General features: G+C 70.0%; 15 protein-coding genes. 5 read left to right on the plus strand and 10 right to left on the minus strand.

Annotated features, from left to right (window positions below; genetic code table 11):
- Positions 1-22 precede the first annotated feature (22 nt).
- The 4 genes from ACFU5O_RS06240 to ACFU5O_RS06255 all read right to left on the minus strand — a co-directional run bounded on the left by ACFU5O_RS06240 (position 23) and on the right by ACFU5O_RS06255 (position 2,021).
- On the minus strand, positions 23-565 hold the full coding sequence (locus ACFU5O_RS06240; protein ID WP_384237017.1) for a S26 family signal peptidase: 543 nt from the start codon (positions 563-565) through the stop codon (positions 23-25).
- The gene (locus tag ACFU5O_RS06245; RefSeq protein ID WP_384237019.1) at positions 562-1,170 is read right to left on the minus strand and encodes a MauE/DoxX family redox-associated membrane protein; all 609 of its coding nucleotides are present in this window, start codon (positions 1,168-1,170) and stop codon (positions 562-564) included. Before ACFU5O_RS06245 ends, ACFU5O_RS06240 begins: the two co-directional genes overlap by 4 nt.
- Positions 1,171-1,253: 83 nt before the next feature.
- On the minus strand, positions 1,254-1,445 hold the full coding sequence (locus ACFU5O_RS06250; RefSeq protein ID WP_384237021.1) for a hypothetical protein: 192 nt from the start codon (positions 1,443-1,445) through the stop codon (positions 1,254-1,256).
- A 243-nt stretch (positions 1,446-1,688) separates the two neighbouring features.
- Positions 1,689-2,021, minus strand: a complete 333-nt coding sequence (locus ACFU5O_RS06255; protein WP_384237023.1) for a MarR family winged helix-turn-helix transcriptional regulator — start codon at positions 2,019-2,021, stop codon at positions 1,689-1,691.
- 207 nt (positions 2,022-2,228) lie between these two features.
- Between ACFU5O_RS06255 and ACFU5O_RS06260 the strand changes: the two genes are divergently transcribed.
- From ACFU5O_RS06260 to ACFU5O_RS06270, 3 genes are all read left to right on the plus strand, one after another.
- A complete protein-coding gene (locus ACFU5O_RS06260) occupies positions 2,229-2,804 on the plus strand; it encodes an NADPH-dependent FMN reductase (RefSeq protein ID WP_384237766.1) in 576 nt (191 codons plus the stop codon).
- A 151-nt stretch (positions 2,805-2,955) separates the two neighbouring features.
- A complete protein-coding gene (locus ACFU5O_RS06265) occupies positions 2,956-3,594 on the plus strand; it encodes a helix-turn-helix domain-containing protein (RefSeq protein WP_384237026.1) in 639 nt (212 codons plus the stop codon).
- Positions 3,595-4,002: 408 nt separating this feature from the next.
- On the plus strand, positions 4,003-4,437 hold the full coding sequence (locus ACFU5O_RS06270) for a VOC family protein (protein ID WP_384237028.1): 435 nt from the start codon (positions 4,003-4,005) through the stop codon (positions 4,435-4,437).
- A gap of 525 nt (positions 4,438-4,962) precedes the next feature.
- On the opposite strand, the gene ACFU5O_RS06275 is transcribed toward ACFU5O_RS06270, so the two are convergent.
- The gene (locus tag ACFU5O_RS06275; protein WP_384237030.1) at positions 4,963-6,342 is read right to left on the minus strand and encodes an MFS transporter; all 1,380 of its coding nucleotides are present in this window, start codon (positions 6,340-6,342) and stop codon (positions 4,963-4,965) included.
- 1,047 nt (positions 6,343-7,389) lie between these two features.
- Here ACFU5O_RS06275 and ACFU5O_RS06280 point away from each other — a divergent pair.
- Positions 7,390-8,481 (plus strand): hypothetical protein, encoded by a 1,092-nt coding sequence (locus ACFU5O_RS06280; RefSeq protein ID WP_384237032.1) that lies wholly within the window; start codon positions 7,390-7,392, stop codon positions 8,479-8,481.
- 263 nt (positions 8,482-8,744) lie between these two features.
- Here ACFU5O_RS06280 and ACFU5O_RS06285 read toward each other — a convergent pair whose 3' ends face one another.
- The 4 genes from ACFU5O_RS06285 to ACFU5O_RS06300 form a co-directional block, all read right to left on the minus strand.
- A complete protein-coding gene (locus tag ACFU5O_RS06285; RefSeq protein ID WP_384237034.1) occupies positions 8,745-9,878 on the minus strand; it encodes an ABC transporter substrate-binding protein in 1,134 nt (377 codons plus the stop codon).
- Between the two features lie 277 nt (positions 9,879-10,155).
- A complete protein-coding gene (locus ACFU5O_RS06290; RefSeq protein WP_384237036.1) occupies positions 10,156-12,993 on the minus strand; it encodes a SpoIIE family protein phosphatase in 2,838 nt (945 codons plus the stop codon).
- Positions 12,994-13,421: 428 nt separating this feature from the next.
- Entirely contained in the window at positions 13,422-15,089 is a 1,668-nt protein-coding gene (locus ACFU5O_RS06295) for an amidohydrolase (protein WP_384237038.1), read from the minus strand.
- Positions 15,086-16,594, minus strand: coding sequence for an APC family permease (locus ACFU5O_RS06300; RefSeq protein WP_384237041.1), 1,509 nt, complete (start codon positions 16,592-16,594; stop codon positions 15,086-15,088). Before ACFU5O_RS06300 ends, ACFU5O_RS06295 begins: the two co-directional genes overlap by 4 nt.
- A 136-nt stretch (positions 16,595-16,730) precedes the next feature.
- Here ACFU5O_RS06300 and ACFU5O_RS06305 point away from each other — a divergent pair, with 136 nt between their 5' ends.
- Positions 16,731-17,435, plus strand: coding sequence for a TetR family transcriptional regulator (locus ACFU5O_RS06305; protein WP_384237043.1), 705 nt, complete (start codon positions 16,731-16,733; stop codon positions 17,433-17,435).
- An 813-nt stretch (positions 17,436-18,248) separates the two neighbouring features.
- Here the strand turns inward: ACFU5O_RS06305 and ACFU5O_RS06310 are convergent.
- Positions 18,249-18,692 (minus strand): VOC family protein, encoded by a 444-nt coding sequence (locus ACFU5O_RS06310; protein WP_384237046.1) that lies wholly within the window; start codon positions 18,690-18,692, stop codon positions 18,249-18,251.
- Between the last annotated feature and the right edge of the window lie 366 nt (positions 18,693-19,058).

Here is a 19,058-nt window from a genome sequence, read left to right on the forward strand (position 1 = left end):
GTAGCGGCGGGCGGTCGCCGCGTCAGCGGAGGTCGGAGGGGAATCGGCGGACGACGACGCCGACGACGTGATCGGCGCGGAAGTAGCCCCAGAAGCGGGAGTCGAGGCTTTCCGGGGGGTTGTCGCCGAGGAGCACGACCCGGCCTTCGGGCACGTGCTCCTCGGGGCGGGTGCACAGTGCCGGGACCACGCCCCGGGGCACCGGTTCCCCCGCCGCCGCCGCGACGCGCTTGACCAGCCATCCGGCGCGGCGCCCGCGGGCCCAGCGTTCGTCTGCGGGCGGTCTCGTCACCACGATGCGGCCCGTCCGAATGCCGGCCGGACCCGTACGGCGGACGAGTACCCGGTCGCCGGAAGCGAGGCTGGGGGCCATGCTGGAGCCCTCCACCGTCACCACCACGTACCGGCGGCGTATCCCGGCCACTGCGGCCACTGCGGCCACTGCGGCCACTGCGGCCACTGCGGCCACGGCGACCGCGGCCCCGCCCCCGACGAGCGCGATCCCGAAGCCGAGCCGAAGCGCGCTCCCGAACCCGACCCTCGGCGCTGCCGCCCGCGAAGTCATCGGGGCGCCCCGTCGCGTTCGGAGGTGTGGCCTGCGGGCGCGAACAGACCGACGAGATCGTCCAGAGCCACGGTGACGAAGGCGAGGACGACCGCAACGCCCGCGGTCAGCATCAGCCCCGCGGTCGGCGCGGTTCCCCCGCCGTGCGATGCCGTCGCCCCGGCGAATGCCGTGGCGATGAGCAACACGTTGCGCACGACGTGCCGGGGCGCGATCATGCCGGCCGTCGTGCCGAAGCAGTGGCAGGATGTGCGCGTCCCCCAGCGCAACACTCCGGCCAACCCGACGGTGAACGCCGTCAACAACACCGCGGCCAGTACGAACCCCGCCCTCGCCGTCGCCGGAACGGCCAGTGCGACGACGACCGCCGCCTCGCCGACCAGCACGCCGGCGGCCACGGCCGTCGCACCACGCCGCGCATGCCCGAGCGCCGAGGCGACCACCGAGGCGAGCACTCCCGGAAGGGCCGACGGAGCCGTCTCCGGAAGCATGCGGCGCACCGCGCCCCGGAACCCCCGGAACGAGGACGGCCGCACCTTGCCGACGACCGAGCAGAGGAAGACAAGGCCCAACAGAATCCGGCCGCCTTCACCGATGTGTTCCACGTGTCCGCACCCCTCCTGGCCGGACGACGGGGCGCCCGCATGACGCCCGCAGCCACCCCGTCTCCCTGTCTCCCCGTACGGCCTCAGCAGCTGTTGACGCAGGTCCACCGCTGACGGTCGTTGCAGGGGTCGACCTCGTACAGCATGTCGCGGTTGCTGGAGCAGTTGTTCTGGTAGCAGGCCTCGAACTGCCAGCAGCTGATCGCCGAGGCGGTCTGCTTCGGCGCCACCGCGTTCAGCAGGCGATCGGAGATCGTCCCGATCCGGATGCGCATGGGTTACTCCCTTCCCGTCAGGGCCGGTTGCCCGAACACGACCACCGTGCTCGGACCGCCTTCAGAGTTCTTTGAAGAAACCTTGAACGCGCAGGCCGCGACGGTTCGTCAGGCCATGGCAGATCCCTCCCCGATCGACGCCCCAGCCGACCATCCAGTGACCTGAATCAGGGTTCCTTGATGGTTCGTTCCAGTGGGCGGCGTGATCTTCCCTGTTCCCTTTGACCTCACTGCTGATTCAGATCACTCGGTCCCGCACGCGGCGGGCCGCCGCTGGGACGGAATTGGCCGGCCCGGCGCTCCCGGTGACCCGTGGTATCCGTCCACGCCGCGGGCGGTGGCGACGATCTTGCGCCGGCGCCGATCGGCAGGGGTGAGTCGGCGCTCGACCAGGCCGGCCGTGACGAGGTCGTCGATCAGGTAGGTCATCACCGTGCGGTCGATCCCCAGGTACGTGGCCGGGGCGAGCTGATTCTGCTGGTCACCTCGGACGACGACGGTGAGCGTCCGGTAGCCGCGGGCGCCCTGCGGGACGTCATCGAGGACCGACGCGACGACGGTCCGGTACGCGCGCATCAGGACGAGGAGGGAGAGACCGAAGTCCCCCCGCGAAGTCCCCCCGCGAAGTCGACACCGTCGGCGACCGGCGTGGTCGGTGTCTCGGTGCTCATAACCGGAATGATACCCACTCGCCCATTGTTGGACAGATCATCTGCGCAGCATGCGATCTATCGGACAACGCACTTCCGCGACGAAGCGCCGCAGATGAGAAGGGCAACGGTCATGCTCAAGATCGGCATCATCCTCGGCAGCACCCGCCCCAACCGCAACGGCGAACAGGTGGCGAAGTGGGTGCTCGACATCGCCTCGCGCCGCAACGACGCCACGTTCGAGCTCATCGACCTCCGCGACCACCCCCTGCCGCACCTCGACGAGCCACTGCCGCCGTCGTTCGGCCAGTACCAACACGAGCACACCAGGCAATGGGCGGCCAAGATCGCGTCGTTCGACGGGTTCGTCATCGTGACACCGGAGTACAACCACGGCATCCCCGGCTCGCTGAAGAACGCCATCGACTTCCTCTTCGCCGAGTGGAACAACAAGGCGGTCGGCTTCGTGTCCTACGGCGGGGTCGGCGGGGTGCGGGCCGTCGAGCACCTGCGTCTCGTCGTTGCCGAGCTCCAGATGGCCGACGTACGCCAGCAGGTCGCCCTGTCGATGTTCACCGAATTCGAGAACTTCAGCGTCTTCAAGCCCAGCGACCACAGCGTGTCCGCCCTGAACACGATGCTCGACCAGGTCATCGCCTGGAGCGCCGCGCTCGCACCGCTGCGCATGGCCTCGGCCGTCGCCTCCTGAGCCGCCCGCCGGGCCCTGTTCACCCATTTGCGGCGTACAAGAAGTCGCGCCATGTCCTGTTGAGCCGAAACGTCCCCGAGCCGGACAGCTCCTGTCGGCCCATCTCGCCGACGCAGCTCGCGTCACCGCCTAGCTGTTCTGTCCCGGGAGGTTGTGGACGGGTGCCGACCTGGGCCCCGGCACTCTCTGCATCCGCGATCTGCACACCTCCTGGCAGTTCGCGTACACGGCACCCACCGACTGCAGGGTGCTCATCCTGCCCAGGGCCGGCCTGCTCGAGCATCTGTACCGAACCCGGCTGCCGGCCCTGACCGTCGCCCCCGCCACGGCCCCGGAGTCCCGGCTGCTTCTCTCCCATCTCGACGCCGCCTGGTCCCTCGCGGAGCAGCTCGGCCCGGAGGCAACGCATGCGGCCGGCGAGGCGATGGCCGTGCTGCTGACCGGTCTCATCCGGACACACGCACCCATTGCGGTCCCGCCACAGTCAGTGCGGGCCATGGCCACCGCATACGCCGACAGCCGGCTGAGGGACCCGGACCTGGCTCCGGCCACCATCGCCCGGGCGCTGAACGTCTCCGTCCGCACCCTCCATCGTGCCTTCGCCGACGGCGAGACCGTCATGGCCTATGTGCGACGCCGCCGCCTCGAAGGCGCCCGCCGCGAACTCGACCGTCCAGGCAGCCCGTACACCGTCGCCGACGTCGCGGCACGCTGGCAGTTCGCCGACTCCAGCCACTTCCGTCGCGCCCACCGCGGCATGTATGGACAGTGCCCCTCGTCGACAGGGTGACCGATGACCGAAGCACCGGCGGCAACCGGGCACTGAACTCCGTGCTGCACGTCATCGCCGTCTACCAGATCCGCGATGGCGGACGCGGACTGGACTAATACCTGCGAAAGATCGCGGAAGGCAAACGCCCGCGGAGGCCGCAGGGCCCTCAAACGCCGCCTGTCCAACGCGGTCTACCGGATCATGAAACGCGAGCAATGGGCCCACCTCGCTCAGGCCGCTCGACACACAGAGGCGCCATCAAGCCACACCGCACCGGACGGCCTGCGGTCGGCACGTCGCCGACTCCCAGGCCAGCCACTACCAGCGACAAGCCACTCAGGCATGAAGATCGCGATCTACGGCTGGAGTACTGGCCACGGGCGGGACCGTGGAGACGACGCAAGACCCCGCCTCTATGATGGACCGATGGCGTCGATCAAGCAGATCCAAGTCACCTTCGACTGCGCAAAACCTGAGCGCGTCGCTCGTTTCTGGTGCGAGGTGTTGGGTTACGTCGTACCGCCGCCACCGGAGGGGTTTGCTACTTGGGACGACTTCGATCGCGCACTGCCGCCTGAGCGTCAGGGTTCAGCGTTCGCCTGCATCGATCCCTCAGGTGTGGGCCCGCGCTTGTTCTTCCAGCGCGTTCCCGAAGGCAAGGTCGTCAAGAATCGGCTGCATCTTGACGTGCGGGTCGGCATCGGGCTCGTGGGTGAAGAGCGCCTGGCCGCACTTGAGGCCGAGTGCGCACGACTGGTCGCGCTCGGCGCGGTACGCGTGCGACTACTGACTGCCGATGGCTACAACGAGTCGTGCCTCGTGATGCAGGACGTCGAGGGCAACGAGTTCTGTCTCGACTGAGTGGCCGCTGAGTGGCCGCGAACGTGGCACCTTCGCGAGTCGACTGGTGCAGTTCGCCATCACGAGGGTCGCCGTCCCGCGGCGCGCCAACGGTCCTGATCCATAACCACCCCTCGGTGTCCACGAGCACGAATCCCGCGGCGATCGTCGCGAACATCCGCTCATGCCGCAGACAATGCGCGCTCACGCACCTCCGTGGACTCCTTCGTCCGGGCTCTCGCGCCGACACTCCCGAGGGTGTCGGCGACGAAATCCCCTCCGTCACTCTTAGCGAGGAGCGAGAGCGCGGCGCGCGCTGCACTGCCAGTCGAGATCATTTCGGTTGGGCGTGCGTCCGATGCTCGCTCCTCGGGCCCGAGCTGTCGCAGCGAGACCGGCTGACCGAGATTCGCGACAACCTGATCGATCGGGTCGCCGAAGTTCAGCGCGAGGGCCGGCTCGGCGAGGTTGAAGCCCCCAGTCACCCACCTGGGCCTGTCGGCCTTCGGCCAGGTTGCCGGACGGTCTGGTAGCCCTGGCCTCTTGTCATGAACCGGTTTCAGTGGCCGCGTCATGAGCCGCATCAGTGTCGCGGAGGGCCATCTCGTGGGCTTCAGGGTGAGCGGCCGCCGTCGGCGGCGCGTCGTGCGAGGCCGGAAGCTCCCGTCCCAGGCGTGATAGCGGGGACAAAGCCATCACCGCTGGGGACAGCATCATGCCTGCGGCCGTCACCAGGAGGCTGGTGCGCAGCCCCCACTCCTCCGCGAGGAATCCGCCGAGCAGAGAACCGAGCGGGGTCGACCCCATGCCGACAAACGTGATCGTCGCGGCCGCGCGGCCCTGCATCCCGTCCGGAGTGAGGGCCTGCCGGACGGTCATGACCGCGACATTCACCAACTGGCCGCAGAGCCCGAACACGAAGCTGACCGCAAGGAGCGCGGGAACCGTCACCGCAGAGGAGACGTGAAGCGCGGGCACACACAGGAACACGCCGTCGCCGAGTGCCGCCGCGCACACGAGCACCACGCCATGGCCGAACCGCCTCGACAGGCGGGCGGCCAGCAGCGAGCCCAGAAGCGCGCCCGGTCCCGCCGCCGCGAGTGCAGGCCCTACGACGGTGCCCGACAGGTGCAGTTCCCGCGGCAGGAAGAGTAGATAGACGGTCATCATGGCCGCGAAGGAGAACTGGAAGACGGCCGAGGCCAGGCACACGGTCCGAAGCGCGGTATCGCCGGCGACGAAACGCAGGCCCTCATGAATCCGCTGCCAGACCCGAGGGGGATGTTCCGCGCGTTCCGGGATCGATTCGGCTCGGCGGATCCGCCGGATCGACACGCACGACAGCGCGAAAAGCAGCGCGTTGGAGGCGGCAGCAATCGGCGCCGACAGCAGGGACACCAACGCACCTCCGAGAGCGGGACCGCCGATCCGCGCCGCGGACCGGCTGCCCTCGAGCGCGCTGTTGCCTCGCACCAGTTGGTCGCGTTCCACCAGTCGCACGAGAGACGCCTGGTATGCCACGTCGAAGAACACGGACAGGGTCCCGACGGCGAAGGCGAGCGCAAGCAGCGCGGGCAGTCCGAGCCGGCCGAAGAGGCTGGCCATGGCGGCGGTGCCCAGGACCAGGGCCCGACCGACGTCCGAGAGCACCATCGTCGTACGGGTCCGCCACCTGTCCACCCACGCGCCGACGAAGAGCGAGAGCAACAGGATCGGCGCTTGCCCCACCGCGCGAAGCACGCCCAGCTGGCCGGCACTGGCGTTGAGCGTCAAGACCGCGAAGAGCGGCAGCATCACCAGATGTGCGTGTTCACCGAGTTGGGAGGCTGTCTGGCCCATCCAGAGTCTGCGGAAGTCGGCGTCCCGCCACAGGCTTGACGGAACAGGTCGACCGGAATCGGATACAGCGGAGGAAGCGGACGGCACGGGGATCCCTTGGATTGCCGAACGAGGCCCGCCACCCGGCGCACACCAGGTGCACCGACGGTTCAGGCAGGGGAAGGCTCGCTATGCCGCAACATCAAGGGCAGCACGCGATGACAGGCCGGTCACGGCCTACAACGTCAACGCGCGCTCGGACGACCGACCATGTCTCAGCTCCTCGTGGGTCACTCGCTGCACCCGGACCATAGCCCTCGACGGCGCTGCGCGAAAGGCGGCCTCGTTCGCCCCACCGCAAACCAAGCAGGCTGAACCCGTAGTTCGGAGAAGGCCTGCTCTGCTACGACTGCAACCACAAGGAGGCCATGCACGCAGGGGACCTTCTCGAGGACCTTCACGCCACCCGGTGCTGGTTCCAGGCCTACTGCGACGTCCTGCTGGCCGAGCCAGTTCAACTGGTAGTGGCCATACGAGAACCGATCGACGACGGAGGTTCTCCTCCCCATACCGCCCCAGTGGGCTGACCGGCCACGAGAACCCTTCCGCTGCCGTCGCCCAGGGTGCCGCACCGCGGTTCTGCTCCGCGACCACCTGGCGGTTGTGAGCGCCCGGAGACGAGGCAGTAGACCCCGCTCGCGTTCCTGACGCTGGTTCCGTACCGCCATGGAACCCGCGCACGCCTCGTTCCTTGCGTTGCTGTAGTTGACGCCCGACGAGCACGGCCAAGTGCAGCGCGCCGCCGCCACCGCCGGTCAATCCGTGGAAGCCCTCATCAAGGCCGTGCTCCTCGATGCCGAACGATCCGTTCCTCGCCGGTCTTCCTCGGACGCGGCAGTTGATGGTGGCCGTGGCGGAGCAACTGCGTCGGCCGTGGTGCCAGAGGCAGTGCCGTTCACCATCGGCTGGTAGTGCGGCAACACCGAATGGTGTGTCGACGAGACAGCAGCTTCTGAGCCAGCAGGGTTCCGTTGCTGGTCATTTGCGGAATTGGCTTCGCGGATGGCTGCGACTGAGCTGTGTGATCATGCATGGGACAGGGACCTGGCCTCTTGGGAGGGGGCCGCGGATGCGTGGGAAGGACCGGGAGCGTTCGTGGGTAAGGGTGGGGCGGCCATACCGGACGAGGAGTGGGAGCGCTTTCTACGGGAGGCCGAGGCCGGCACGCACGACGCGCCCGAGGAGCCGTCGGCGCAAGCCCGGATGGTGGCGCGGCGGCTGCGGGATGAGTCAAATCGGCCAGAGGGGTGGCGGACTCACCAACCGGCCCTGCGGTCACGGGGCAAGGGCCGGTACGTGGTCGGTCTGCTGATTGCGCTCGGTTTGCTGGTCGTGGCAGTGGATCCGGGGCGGGTGGTTGGATGGTTCGGAGGCGGCGAGATCGCGCCGCTCGCGGCGGAGTCGGAACGTCCGGATCAGCCGCCGGAAACTGCGGGGTCAGCCCAACTGCCCACAGTGGACGAGCCGTTCAGGGGATCACCCGCGGCGCGATGGGGCGACGGCACGGCAGGGATCCGCCTGCCTGCGGCACAGGCGACCGGTTGGATGAGCAAGGAGCAGGTTGCGCATGCGCTCGAGCAGACCCGGGGCTTCCTGGTCGACTCCAATCTGGATCCTGGCGTGCTACGGGGGGAGCGGCCGAGGAAGGCGATCGCGTTGATCAATCCGCATCAGCAGGATGTCCAGGACTACCTGGCAACCGCGTTCCGCGCGCCCAGTCGGGAGAACGATCCTCTGCTGCTGTTCAGCCGGTTCGCAAAAACGAAAGTGCGGCTCGTCGGGAGCGTGGTCAAGACCCGGGGACGGATCACGTACCGGGAAGGTAAGCGTGGTGCGCTCGAGGTGACCACCGATGTCACATATGTATATCCAGTCGTACGCGCTGCCGCCGGAAGCGACGAAGTCGCGCGCACCATCGTGCGCCGCGAGGTCGTGATGAGCTGGGACCACCCGGCGAAGGTGGTCGTCGCGCCGGGCACGTTCTCCGTCGTCTCCTACAAGGTGGACATGACCAACGGCGGCTGCGACACCTTCACCGGTTACCTCACCCCCGAGTTCGCTGCCGAACGCGCGACCAAGGGCTCGGGAGGCGGACCCGAGGTCGACCCTTACGACCGGAGCACCTCGATCGACGCGCGCACGCGAGAGGCCGACGAAGCCAGGTGCGGGACCGCCTCACGGTCGTGAGTGGCGAGCCCCTTCTCACCTGAGCCGGGGCGACTGTCAGGGACGGTGAATACCTGCTGTGGCACAGGTTGGTGTAGGTCCGACCAGCCGGGCTGAGACCGCAGGAGGGTTGGGTTCACCGCACACTCTGCGGCAACGGGACCTTTTTACGTGCATCTGCGGGTTCAGTTCGTCGTGCTGCCGGGCAGGGATGCCCGCGCCGTGCGCCTGCTGTACGTCGTGGACTTCGGCTGTTCAGGCGGAGGACATCCCACACGACGTGTTCAGCCCCCCGTTGCCTTTGCCCAGCCCCGGTCGACCGTCACCCTCGCCTTCTCCAGTTGCGCGTCCGTGGGGAACTGGGGCTCCCCCTCTACCGTCGGCAGTATTGCCGCGGCGGCCTCGTCGAGGGTGCCGTCCTCGCGCATGGTCTCCATCAGCACCGGGCGGGCGAAGCCCTTGAGCCGGAGGTTCTGGCCCGCCGCACTGAAGAGGTACTCCTGCCACAGGCGGGCCGCCGCCGGGTGCGGGGCGTTCCTGTTGACGGCCAGGGCGTAGTACTGGGCGAAGCTGCCGTCGAAGGGGATCGCGACCTGCCAGTCACCGCCCTTGCTGCGGAACCGTTCCGCGTAGTCGAGGTTGACGTAGTCCCAGTCGATGCTGATGGGGGTCCTGCCGGTCTCGACCGCGGTCGAGGTGGACTCGACGGGGTTGAAGTTGCCTCGTTCGTTGAGTTCGGCGAAGAAGTCGAGGCCGGGGCGGATGTCGTCGAACGACCCCCCGTTCGCGAGGGCGGCCGCGTACACGCCGGCGAAGGCGGTGTTGGAACGGGTGGGATCTCCGTCGAGCGAGACCTTGCCCTTGTAGCGGGGATCCAGCAGATCGGCGAAGATCCGGGGGCAGGGCTTGACGCGGTTGGCGTCGCAGCCGATGGAGATGTAGCCGCCGTAGTTGTTGGTCCAGCGGGCTTCGCCGTCCTTCTGGTTGTCCGGGATCGAGTCGTACGCGGCGACCCTGTACGGCGCAAGCAGGTTCTGCCGGGCCGCTGTCCGCGCGAACGTGTCCCCCACATCGATGACGTCGGGGGCGTTGGCGCGCTTCCCGCTCTTCTTGATGGCGTCGATCTCGTCCTGGCTGGAGCCCTGGGGATCGCCGACCGTGACCTTGATCCCGTACTTCTTCTCGAAGCCGTCGATCAGACCTCCGTAGTTGGCCCAGTCGCGCGGAAGCGCGATCGCGTTGAGCGCGCCTTCGTCCTTCGCCGCGGCGATCAGCGCCCCCATGCCCCCTGCCTCCTCTGCGGAGCTGGCCACCGACGGCTTCACGGGCGCGGCCTTCGGCGTCTCGGTGCAGCCGCTCAGGACCAGGAGGGTGAGGCAGCCTGCGACGGCCGTTGCTCGGACACGAGGTGCAGTCACGATTGCTCCAGGACGCGTGGGTTCAGGAACGAGCGGGGTCGGGAACGGACGGTTGTCGCCGACGGAGGTCCGGCTTTCGCAGGATGTGGCGCGTCCCGGGGGTGATGAGCGGTGGCGCCGAGCGGTCCTGCGACGAGCCGCAACGGGTGGCGCCCCGCGGCGGGGTGCGACGGCCGAGGCACGTCCAGAAGCAGTCGGGTCGGGGGCGCGTGCTGCGGCGGGCCGGAAGCCGTGGCCCGGCCCGTGGGCGTGCCGGGTGGCCGGTCGTACAGCGACTTCACGATGTCCCTCGCCCTGCCGTGCCGTCCTGCTCCCGGCCTTCGCCGGAAAGCGGCTCCTGCTCGTCGAGCAGGAGCTCGGCGAGTCCTTCCACCGACGGGCCGGCACCGCCGTGGAGGGACAGTTCGGCCCAGATGACCTTGCCGGTGGGCGTGTAGCGGGTGCCCCAGCGTTCGGCGAACTGGGCCACCAGGAAGAGTCCGCGGCCGCCCTCGTCGGTGACCTTGGCCCGTCGCAGTCGTGGCGAGGTGCTGCTGCCGTCGGAGACGTCGCAGACCAGTGTCCGGTCGTGGAGGAGCCGGACGGTGATGGGCTCGGCGCCGTAGTGGATGGCGTTGGTGATCAGCTCGCTGAGGACGAGTTCGGCGGCGAAGTCGATCTGCCCGAGGCCCCATTCCCGGAGCCGGCGGACGCAGGCAGCACGGACCGGGGCGACCGCCGCCGGGTCACGGGGCACCTGCCATTCGGCGATCCGGGTGGGGTCGAGCCGGAGTGTGCGGGCCACCAGCAGCGCGATGTCGTCCCGGGGCCGGTCGGGCATCATGACGTCGACGACCGCGGCGCAGGTGGCCTCCGGGGAGCGGTCGGGCCCGGTCAGCGCGTCGCGCAGGGCCGCCAGGCCGACGTCCAGGTCTCGGCCCCGGTCCTCGATCAGCCCGTCGGTGTAGAGCACCAGCCGGGACCCCTCGGGCACGGTCAGCTCGGCGCTCTCGCCGGGCAGTCCGGCGCCGAGGCCCAGCGGCGGGGAGACCGGCAGGTGGGGGAAGTCCACCGTCCCGTCGGGGCGGACCACCGCCGGACCGGGATGGCCGGCGGTGGCGACCGCCAACTGCCCGGAGGCGGGATCGTAGACGGCGTACAGACAGGTCGCGCCGGTGATCCCCTGACCTTCCCCGTCGTCGGCGGCCTCGTCGCTGTCGATCTGGGCCACCAGCTCGTCCACGCGGCCCAGCAGTTCCTCCGGCGGGACGTCCAGGACCGAGAAGTTGTGCACGGCTGTGCGTAGTCGGCCCATGGTGGCCGCAGCGTGCAGGCCGTGGCCCACGACGTCTCCGACGACCAGCGCGACCCGGGCACCGGACAGCGGGATGACGTCGAACCAGTCCCCGCCCACCCCTGCCCGGGCGGGCAGATAGCGGTAGGCCACCTCCAGCGCTGTCTGCTCGGGCACCCGGCTGGGCAGCAGACTGCGCTGCAGCGTGACGGCCATGGTGTGCTCGCGGGTGTAGCGGCGGGCGTTGTCGATGCACACCGCTGCCCGGGCGGCCAGCTCCTCGGCGAAGGACACGTCCTCCTCCTCGAACGTCGGAGAGCCGCTCGTCCGCCAGTAGTGGGCCGTTCCGAGCACCACCCCCCGGGCGCGCAGCGGGACCACGATCAGGGAGTGGATGCCGTGGTCCAGGATCCGGCGGGCCCGGTCGGGGTCCTGGGCCCGCCATCCCTCGGAGGTACTCAGGTCCTCCACCAGCACCGCTCGGCCCTCGGCCGCGCCCGCGGCCGTGGGGTGGGCCGCGACGAAGCGGATCAGCTTGCCGGCCGGGTAGAGGAGATGGTCCCCCTCCAGGCCGACGACGGCGGTGCGGCGCATCTCGGTGCTCGCGCCGGAGGGCTCCTCGCCGTGCAGGACCGGGTCCAGGAGCTCGACGGTGACGACGTCGGCGAAGCGGGGGACCGCGACCTCCGCGAGTTCCTGGGCGGTGTGTGTGACATCCAGGGTGGTCCCGATCCGCACTCCGGCGTCGTAGAGCAGTTGCAGCCGCTCGCGGGCGGTCTCGGCCCTGCCGGAGAGGGCCTGCAGCTCGGTGGTGTCCCGCAGCGTCACCACCGTGCTCGCCGCTCCCTGGGGGGTGGTGAACCGCTTGTTCACGGCGAGGAGCCGGTCAGCCGCCAGGTGCACCTCGTCGGTGGCCGGCCGATCGGATGTGAGCAGTTCGGCGAGGTCGGTGTTCAGCCCCAGCGCGCTCACATGGCCGTGTTCGGCGTCCTCCGGCAGGTCCAGCAGGCGGCGGGCCTCGTCGTTGGCCAGCAGAAGCCGGCCGTCGCGCCCGATGATCAGTACTCCTTCCCGTACGGCGTGGAGGACCGCGTCGTGATGCTCGTACATCCGGGTCATCTCGGCCGGGCCCAGGCCGTGGGTCTGCCGCTGGAGCCGACGGCTCACCAGTGCCGACCCGCCCGCGGCGAGGGCGAGTGACCCGGCCGTGACCCCGAACAGAACAGGCAGTTGCTGGTTCACCCTGTCCTGCACGTTCCCCACCGTGACGACGGACGAGACGATGGCGACGACCGAGCCGCCGGTGTCCTCGACGGGGACGGCCGAGATGACGGAGAGCCCCAGGGCCCCCTGGAAGGTGCTGGTGAACGCTTTTCCTTCCGCCGCTTCCGCGTAGGGGCCGATGACGTGCTTCCCGATCTGGTTCGGGTCGCTGTGGGTGAGGACGATCCCGTCCGGCCGGTACACGATGATGGCGTCGACGCCGGCGGCCCTGCGGACCGCCTCGGCGCTCGGCTGCAGCGACGCCGAGGGGTCGGGACTCTCCAATGCCGTGAGGAGCCCTGGTGAGTTCGCGAAGGTCTGGGCCGCGGTGAGCGTCCGCTGCCGGGCGTCCGCCATGCTGTCGCGCCGCGCCTGTACGACGAGGGCCACCAGCGCGGCGGCGACGACCAGCACCACGACCGCCAGTTGCAGGAGGAACACCTGGCCGGCGAGGCTGCGCACACTCAGCAGGGAACGCAGGCGCCGCAGCAACCTCCGCGCGCTCCACCGGCCGGACGCATGATCACTCCCGGGCGACTTCGACGATCCATGCCTGTTTCGCCCCAAAAATTCACGCATAGAACATTTCTATCGTTCTCGACTACCGATCACGGGTCGATCAGGGGGAGAGCCGGTCGCGGTGGAGCCGCCGGGCGTTTCGACCAGCCTCGCTCGGGCGGGCGTCCGGTCCCTGGTGCCTGCTGCCGGGAGTCGGGCGGCGGCAAGGTGGCCTGGACGCAGTGGCGGCAATCGAGAAAGAGGGGGGGGGCACGGCCGTCGCGCTGCCGCTGGACGTCGGCCGGAGCGGCGTCAGACCGCGTGGCCCACCCGATCCATGGCCCGAGTGTGATCTTCGAACAACACCGTATCGTCCGGTCCTCCCTGCGGGGCCGGCTTGACCCGGCCCCGCGGTATCAACGGAGCGAGCAACTCCACTCCCCGTCAGTGAGTTGGTGGCGTCGTATCACCCACCAGATCCACGAGCGGATGATCTTCGAAGACGGACCCTAGTCCGCGACATGCACCAGGGCGCCGCCCACGTGCGTCCGCACGCACCGGATGCCGTGCAGCTCCCGCGGGTCGACGGCGAACGGGTCCCGGTCCAGGACCGCGATGTCCGCGAGCCGCCCGGGGGCGAGGACGCCGGCCTCGTCCTGGTGGTTCACCCAGGCAGAACCTGCCGTGTACGCGGCGAGCGCGTCGGTGAGGGTGAGGCGCTGGTGCGGCAGGAACGGGGGACGCGGGTCGGGCTCCCCCAACTCCTCCGGCCATACCTGGCGGTTCACGGCGACGTGGATGCCGTGCATCGGGTCGGGGCTGGACACGAACCAGTCGCTGCCGGCCGCGAGCATCGCGCCCGCGGCGTGGAGTGCGCCGAAGGGGTACTGGAGGGCGCCGCGCTCCGTGCCCAGGAAGGGCAGTGTGAGGTCGTCCATGGCGGGTTCGTGGGCGGCCCACAGCGGTTGGATGTTGGCGGTGGCGCGCAGGGTGCGAAAGCGCGGGATGTCGTCGGGGTGGACGACCTGGAGGTGGGCCAGGTGGTGCCGGTTGCCGGTGTGGCCGTTGGCGGCGACGGCGGCCTCCAGGGAGTCCAGGGCCTCGCGGACGGCGCGGTCGCCGAGGGCGTGGAAGTGGATCTGGAACCCTTCGGCGTCCAGGCGGACCGCGGCCTCGCGGAGCAGTGCCGGGTCGACCATGGACAGCCCGCGGTTGTCGCCGGGGCAGCCACAGGAGTCCAGGTAGGGCTCCAGCATGGCGGCGGAGAAGTTCTCCACCACCCCGTCCTGCATGATCTTCACGCTGCCCGCGGTGAACCTCCGCCCGCCCTGCGCGGCGGCGTTCGCCCGCCGCGCGAGCAGCGACTCGATCTGTTCCAGGCCGGCCTCGCGGTCCCACCAGAGGGCGCCGCGGACGCGTGCGGTGAGCGAGCCGTCGGCGTCGGCGGCGAGGTAGGTGTCGAGCGGGTCGGGGTAGCCGCCGTACGCGCCGACCAGAGCGTCCTGCCAGCCGGTGATGCCGAGGGAGTGGAGGTGCGCCTGGGCGGCGAGGAGTCCGGCGCGGGCCCGGGCGGCGGTGACCGGCGGGGTGCGGTCGCCGACCAGGCCCATGGCGCCCTCGTGCAGCACACCGGTCGGCTCGCCGTCCGGGCCGCGTTCGATACGGCCGTCGGCCGGGTCCGGGGTGTTGCGGTCGACGCCGGCGAGGGCGAGCGCGCGGGCGTTGGCCCACGCGGAGTGCCCGTCCCGCACCGGGAAGTACGCGGGCCGGTCAGGCACCAGCTCGTCCAGCAGCCCGCGCGGCGGCAGCCCGCCCGGGAAGGCGTCGAACGACCAGCCGCTGCCGACGATCCACTCCTCTTCCGGATGCGCGGCCGCGTACGCGCGGACGATCCTGCGGTACGCGTTCACGTCCCGCGCACCGGACAGGTCGCAGCCGAGCATCCCGATGCCCGCGATCACCGGGTGCACATGCGCGTCGGTGAACCCGGGGAGCGCGAACCGCCCCTCCAGATCGACGACTTCGGTACGGGGCCCGGCCAGTTCACGGATCTCGCGGTCGCTGCCGACGGCGGTGATCCGGTCACCGGTGACCGCGAGCGCCGAGGCCCGGGCGCGGGCCGGTCCGGCGGTCCAGACGGTGCCGTTGAGGAGGACGAGGTCAGGGGCGGTGCTCACGCGGAGACTCCAGTGGAGGTGGAAGCCGACATGGGTGCGGCTGTGGATTCGGGTGCGGGTGCGGGTGCGAGCGGGGGCGCGGGCCGGGTGAAGTAGGCGGTCTTGCGGCGGTAGCGGGTCCAGAAGGCGGCAGGGACGCCGAGGAGCACGGTGCCGAGCGGGAGGGCGGTGAGGAAGCGCCCGTTCTCCGGGTCGAAGGCCATGTGGTCGACGGAGGTCCACTGCAGGTACGCGACCAGACCGCCGAGGAGGAGCAGCGCCGTCCCGCCGAGCGCGGGCAGTACGCCCACGGTGAGGGTGTCGCGCAGGCGTCCGCCACGCAGCTCGTGCCGGAAGGTGATCACGCACGCCCAGCCCCCGATGCCGTACATCAACGACACCAGGATGCCGACCGAGTTCACGACCGCGAGCACGACCTCGGAGAGTTCACCGACGGCGAGCCCGGCCACGGAGAGCGCGACCGCGAGCCCGGCGGTGCGCAGGGTGGAGGTGACCGGGGTCCGGCGGGACGGGTGCAGCCGGGCCCAGCTGGGGCCGAGCACTCCGTCGCGGCCCATCGCCAGGGTGAGCCGGGACCCGGCAATCACCGAGGACTGCATGCAGGCGACGGTGGCGGCGAGCATCGCGGCGATTGCGGCGATCGCGCCGCCGGTTCCGTAGAAGGTGCGGGAGAGTTCGGTGATCCCGGCGAGCGGGTCGGTGAGCTGCCCGGGGGTGAGCGCGTGCAGGAAGCCGGCCGCGCCGATCAGGAACAGCACCAGCGTGACCACGATCGCGATCAGGCCGGCCCGGCCCGAGGACCGCGGCTCGGCGTTCTCCTCGACCACGCTGAAGGCGCTCTCCCAGCCCCAGAACATGTACGCGGCGAGCACCGTGGCGCTGAGCAGGGTGAGCGTGTCGCGGAAGGCGAACGGCGAGAACCAGGACACCTGCACCGGAGCGGCGTCCCCACGTACGAAGGCGGTGACGACGACCGCCAGGACGACCACCGCGGACAGGCCGAGCAGCACCGACTGCACGGCGGTCGCGTCCTTCACACCGCGCAACGCGCCGATCACGATCAGACCGGTCCACAGCAGACCGGTGAGCGTGACCGCGAGTGTCGACTGTGTGCTGAACAGTCCTGTCTCATGGGCGAGTTCGAGGGTGAACTGGCCGGTCAGCTGGCCTGCGTAGGAGAGGAACATGATGTTGGTGGCGACCGAGGTCCAGCCGGTGAGGTAGCCGGTCCACGGACCGAGGGCGCGGCGGACCCAGACGTACGCGGTGCCGCAGTTGGGGTCGCGGGCGGCGAGGCGGGCGTAGCCGCCGGACACGGCGAGGATCGGCAGCGCCGCCAGCAGGAAGGCGGCGGGGAGCGAGGTCCCGGCGACGGCGGCGAGGAAGCCGAGTCCGATGCCGATGGAGACGGTGGGGCTGATGTTGGCGAGCGCGATGATCACGCCGTGGCGGGTGCGGAGGGTCTTGCGGAACTCGTCGTGACGGGGGTTCTGGCCGTCGTCCATGCGCGGTCCTCCTCGTTCCGGGGTGAGGGAAGGAAAGCGCCCGCCGACCGATTAAGTCAACAGTGTGGGAAAAATAATCTCCCGGATGGGATCACGGGCTTGCCGGGAGGTGCCGTGGGCTGGTCTCATCGGGTGCATGGCATCGGAAGGCACGGTGGTACGGGGCAGGGGGCGGCCGCCCAAGGTGGTCCTGGACGCGCGGATCATCGTGGACGCGGCACTGGCGCTCTGCGACGAACACGGCGCGGAAGCGCTGACCGTGAGGAAGCTGGCGGCCCGGCTCGGTGTGGACCCGTCGTCGCTGTACCGGCATGTCGCGGACAAGGACGAGCTGCACCTGCTCCTCGCGGACCGGCTCTTCGAAGAGGTCCTGGAGGCCTTCGCGCCGGCCCCCGGCGACTGGCGGACGACCCTGCGCGACCTGGCGGTCGCCTGTCGCGAGACCGCCTTGCGGCATCCGGCGGCCGCGGTCGTCGCCACGTACCGGACAACGCGGCGACCCGCGGAGATGCGGATCGTCGAGCACATCCTGACCGCATTCGCCGAAGCGGGCTGCGACCCTGAGCAGTCCGCCCTCCTGCACCGCGTCTACGGCGACTTCAGCCTCGCCTGGTCCGGCATGGACGCCGCCTTCGCCACCCTCGACCCGGCGGCACAGGCGGGCGACGAGGCGGCCTGGACCCGCGAGTACGTGGCGGCCGACCCGTCCCACTACCCGTCGATCGCGCGCAGCTCCGCCCACATGGCGACGATGACGGGCGAGCGCGTCTTCCGGGCGGCGCTGGAGGTGCTGCTGGACGGGCTGGGGGCGCAGATCGGGCGGGGCGGGCCGGTCGGTTGAGGAAGGGTTGGAGGATGACTTCGGGGCCGGCGCACGCAGCTTCGGCGTACTCCTCGAAATCCGGGTTCGCCAGCGACAGTTGCGCCTGGACAGGACGAAGACCTCGCCGCCCAGTTCGGCAATCCGGCGACACGCATCGCGAGGATCCTCGCCTGGCTGGTGCGGTTGCGGTAGGTGTCCAACCATGAGCTGCCGCCGGACGGCTGGGTAGAGCCAGACATCGTTACTGATGAAGTTGCTGGTTTCGATGCCTCCGCCTGTGACCACTTTCCCGGGCGGACAGGTCGCACTCTTCAGTAGCGGGGAAGGGGCCCGAATCGGGGTCCAGCACGCATGACTGGCCTGCTGTCATCTTCCTTGTCATTCGGGGGCGGCGAAGGGCACGACCTCCGGGTCTTCCACGATCCTGACTCGGCGATGTCCTTTCAGGCGCAGTACGGAGCAATCCAAACGGGTCTGCCCTGGGCGTGACCGGGTCTACCGGGAGGTAGCGGCACGGTGCGGAGCAGCGGCTCTCCAGGTCGCCAACGCCCGGTCCACCGCAGTTGCTTGCCTAGAAGGCGCTCGGTGCTCGGGCATGGCAGCGCAGGAACGTCGCCCAGGTCGCGGTGCAGGAGCGTGGCGTGCGGCACGCGGTCGCGCCAGGTGAGGTTCGACCAGCTCTCCTGACAGCTGCGGCACGGCGCGCGACACGGCTTCGGCGTGGCCCCCTGTTTCCGCGCGGCCATAGATCTCCCGCGGCTCCTGACAGGCCCGCCCGGAGGACATCGAGCAGCTGGCGCCCGCCGCCGGCGGGTGACGGTCCCCTCAGGGTCAGCGGCCGGGAAGGCGTTCGGTGATCTCCTGCAGGATCCAGCCGTTGCCGTCGGGGTCGCTGAAGGAGGCGAAGGAGGCATAGCTTCGGCGTTCGGCGTCGGGCCCGGGGACCCGGTTGCCGGTGCCGGCACGGTGGAACACGCCTCCGGCGTCGTGGAAGACCTCGCTGACCTCCGCTCCTCGTCCGAGGAGCTCCGCGCGGGCCGCCTCGACGTCCGACACAGCCAGGTGCAGCCCGCGCGCCGATCCGGGGGCGGCTTCGCTGACCCCGGTGCCGAAGATCACCGAGCAGGGAGAGCCGGGCGGGGTCATCTGCACCACGCGGAAGTCGTCCCCGGTGGGGACGTCGGCGTCCTCGCGCCATCCCAGCGCTTTGTAGAAGGCCTTGGCCCGGTCCACGTCGGCGACCGGAATCACCACGACCTCAAGCTTCGTATCCATGACAGGGCACTCCTTCTTCTCTCCGAGGAGCGGGGAACCGGCGCCGGAACAGGAGGGGAGCACGCGGCGGTCACCGTCGCGGGGAACGCGCACGCTCGTTGAGCGCCGTCAGGGCCGAAGCGCGAGAAGCAACCGGCGATCAGCTGCCGGTGACGGCCACACAAGCCATGATGAACCCATATCCGGGATGACGCAGATGTACCGGACGACGCCGACACCACCTCCGCCGAGCCGCAGGTGGGAGACGAGGGCATCGGTCAGTCGCGGAAGTAGTGGGCCACTTCCCATGTCCTCGATCAGTGCCCTCGATCAGTGCGGGGCGCTCCCGCCACCATCCCAGGAGTTCCAGGGTCCGCGCACTGGATG

The sequence above is a fragment of the Streptomyces sp. NPDC057445 genome, assembly GCF_042802855.1.
GTDB lineage: Bacteria > Actinomycetota > Actinomycetes > Streptomycetales > Streptomycetaceae > Streptomyces.

What these genes read in the sequence shown, in the direction of transcription:
- ACFU5O_RS06240 (WP_384237017.1), bottom strand. Translation starts at nt 565, where the DNA reads ATGACTTCGCGGGCGGCAGCGCCGAGGGTCGGGTTCGGGAGCGCGCTT.
- ACFU5O_RS06250 (WP_384237021.1), bottom strand. Translation starts at nt 1,445, where the DNA reads ATGCGCATCCGGATCGGGACGATCTCCGATCGCCTGCTGAACGCGGTG.
- ACFU5O_RS06255 (WP_384237023.1), bottom strand. Translation starts at nt 2,021, where the DNA reads ATGCGCGCGTACCGGACCGTCGTCGCGTCGGTCCTCGATGACGTCCCG.
- ACFU5O_RS06260 (WP_384237766.1), top strand. Translation starts at nt 2,229, where the DNA reads ATGCTCAAGATCGGCATCATCCTCGGCAGCACCCGCCCCAACCGCAAC.
- ACFU5O_RS06270 (WP_384237028.1), top strand. Translation starts at nt 4,003, where the DNA reads ATGGCGTCGATCAAGCAGATCCAAGTCACCTTCGACTGCGCAAAACCT.
- ACFU5O_RS06290 (WP_384237036.1), bottom strand. Translation starts at nt 12,993, where the DNA reads ATGCGTGAATTTTTGGGGCGAAACAGGCATGGATCGTCGAAGTCGCCC.
- ACFU5O_RS06300 (WP_384237041.1), bottom strand. Translation starts at nt 16,594, where the DNA reads ATGGACGACGGCCAGAACCCCCGTCACGACGAGTTCCGCAAGACCCTC.
- ACFU5O_RS06305 (WP_384237043.1), top strand. Translation starts at nt 16,731, where the DNA reads ATGGCATCGGAAGGCACGGTGGTACGGGGCAGGGGGCGGCCGCCCAAG.
- ACFU5O_RS06310 (WP_384237046.1), bottom strand. Translation starts at nt 18,692, where the DNA reads ATGGATACGAAGCTTGAGGTCGTGGTGATTCCGGTCGCCGACGTGGAC.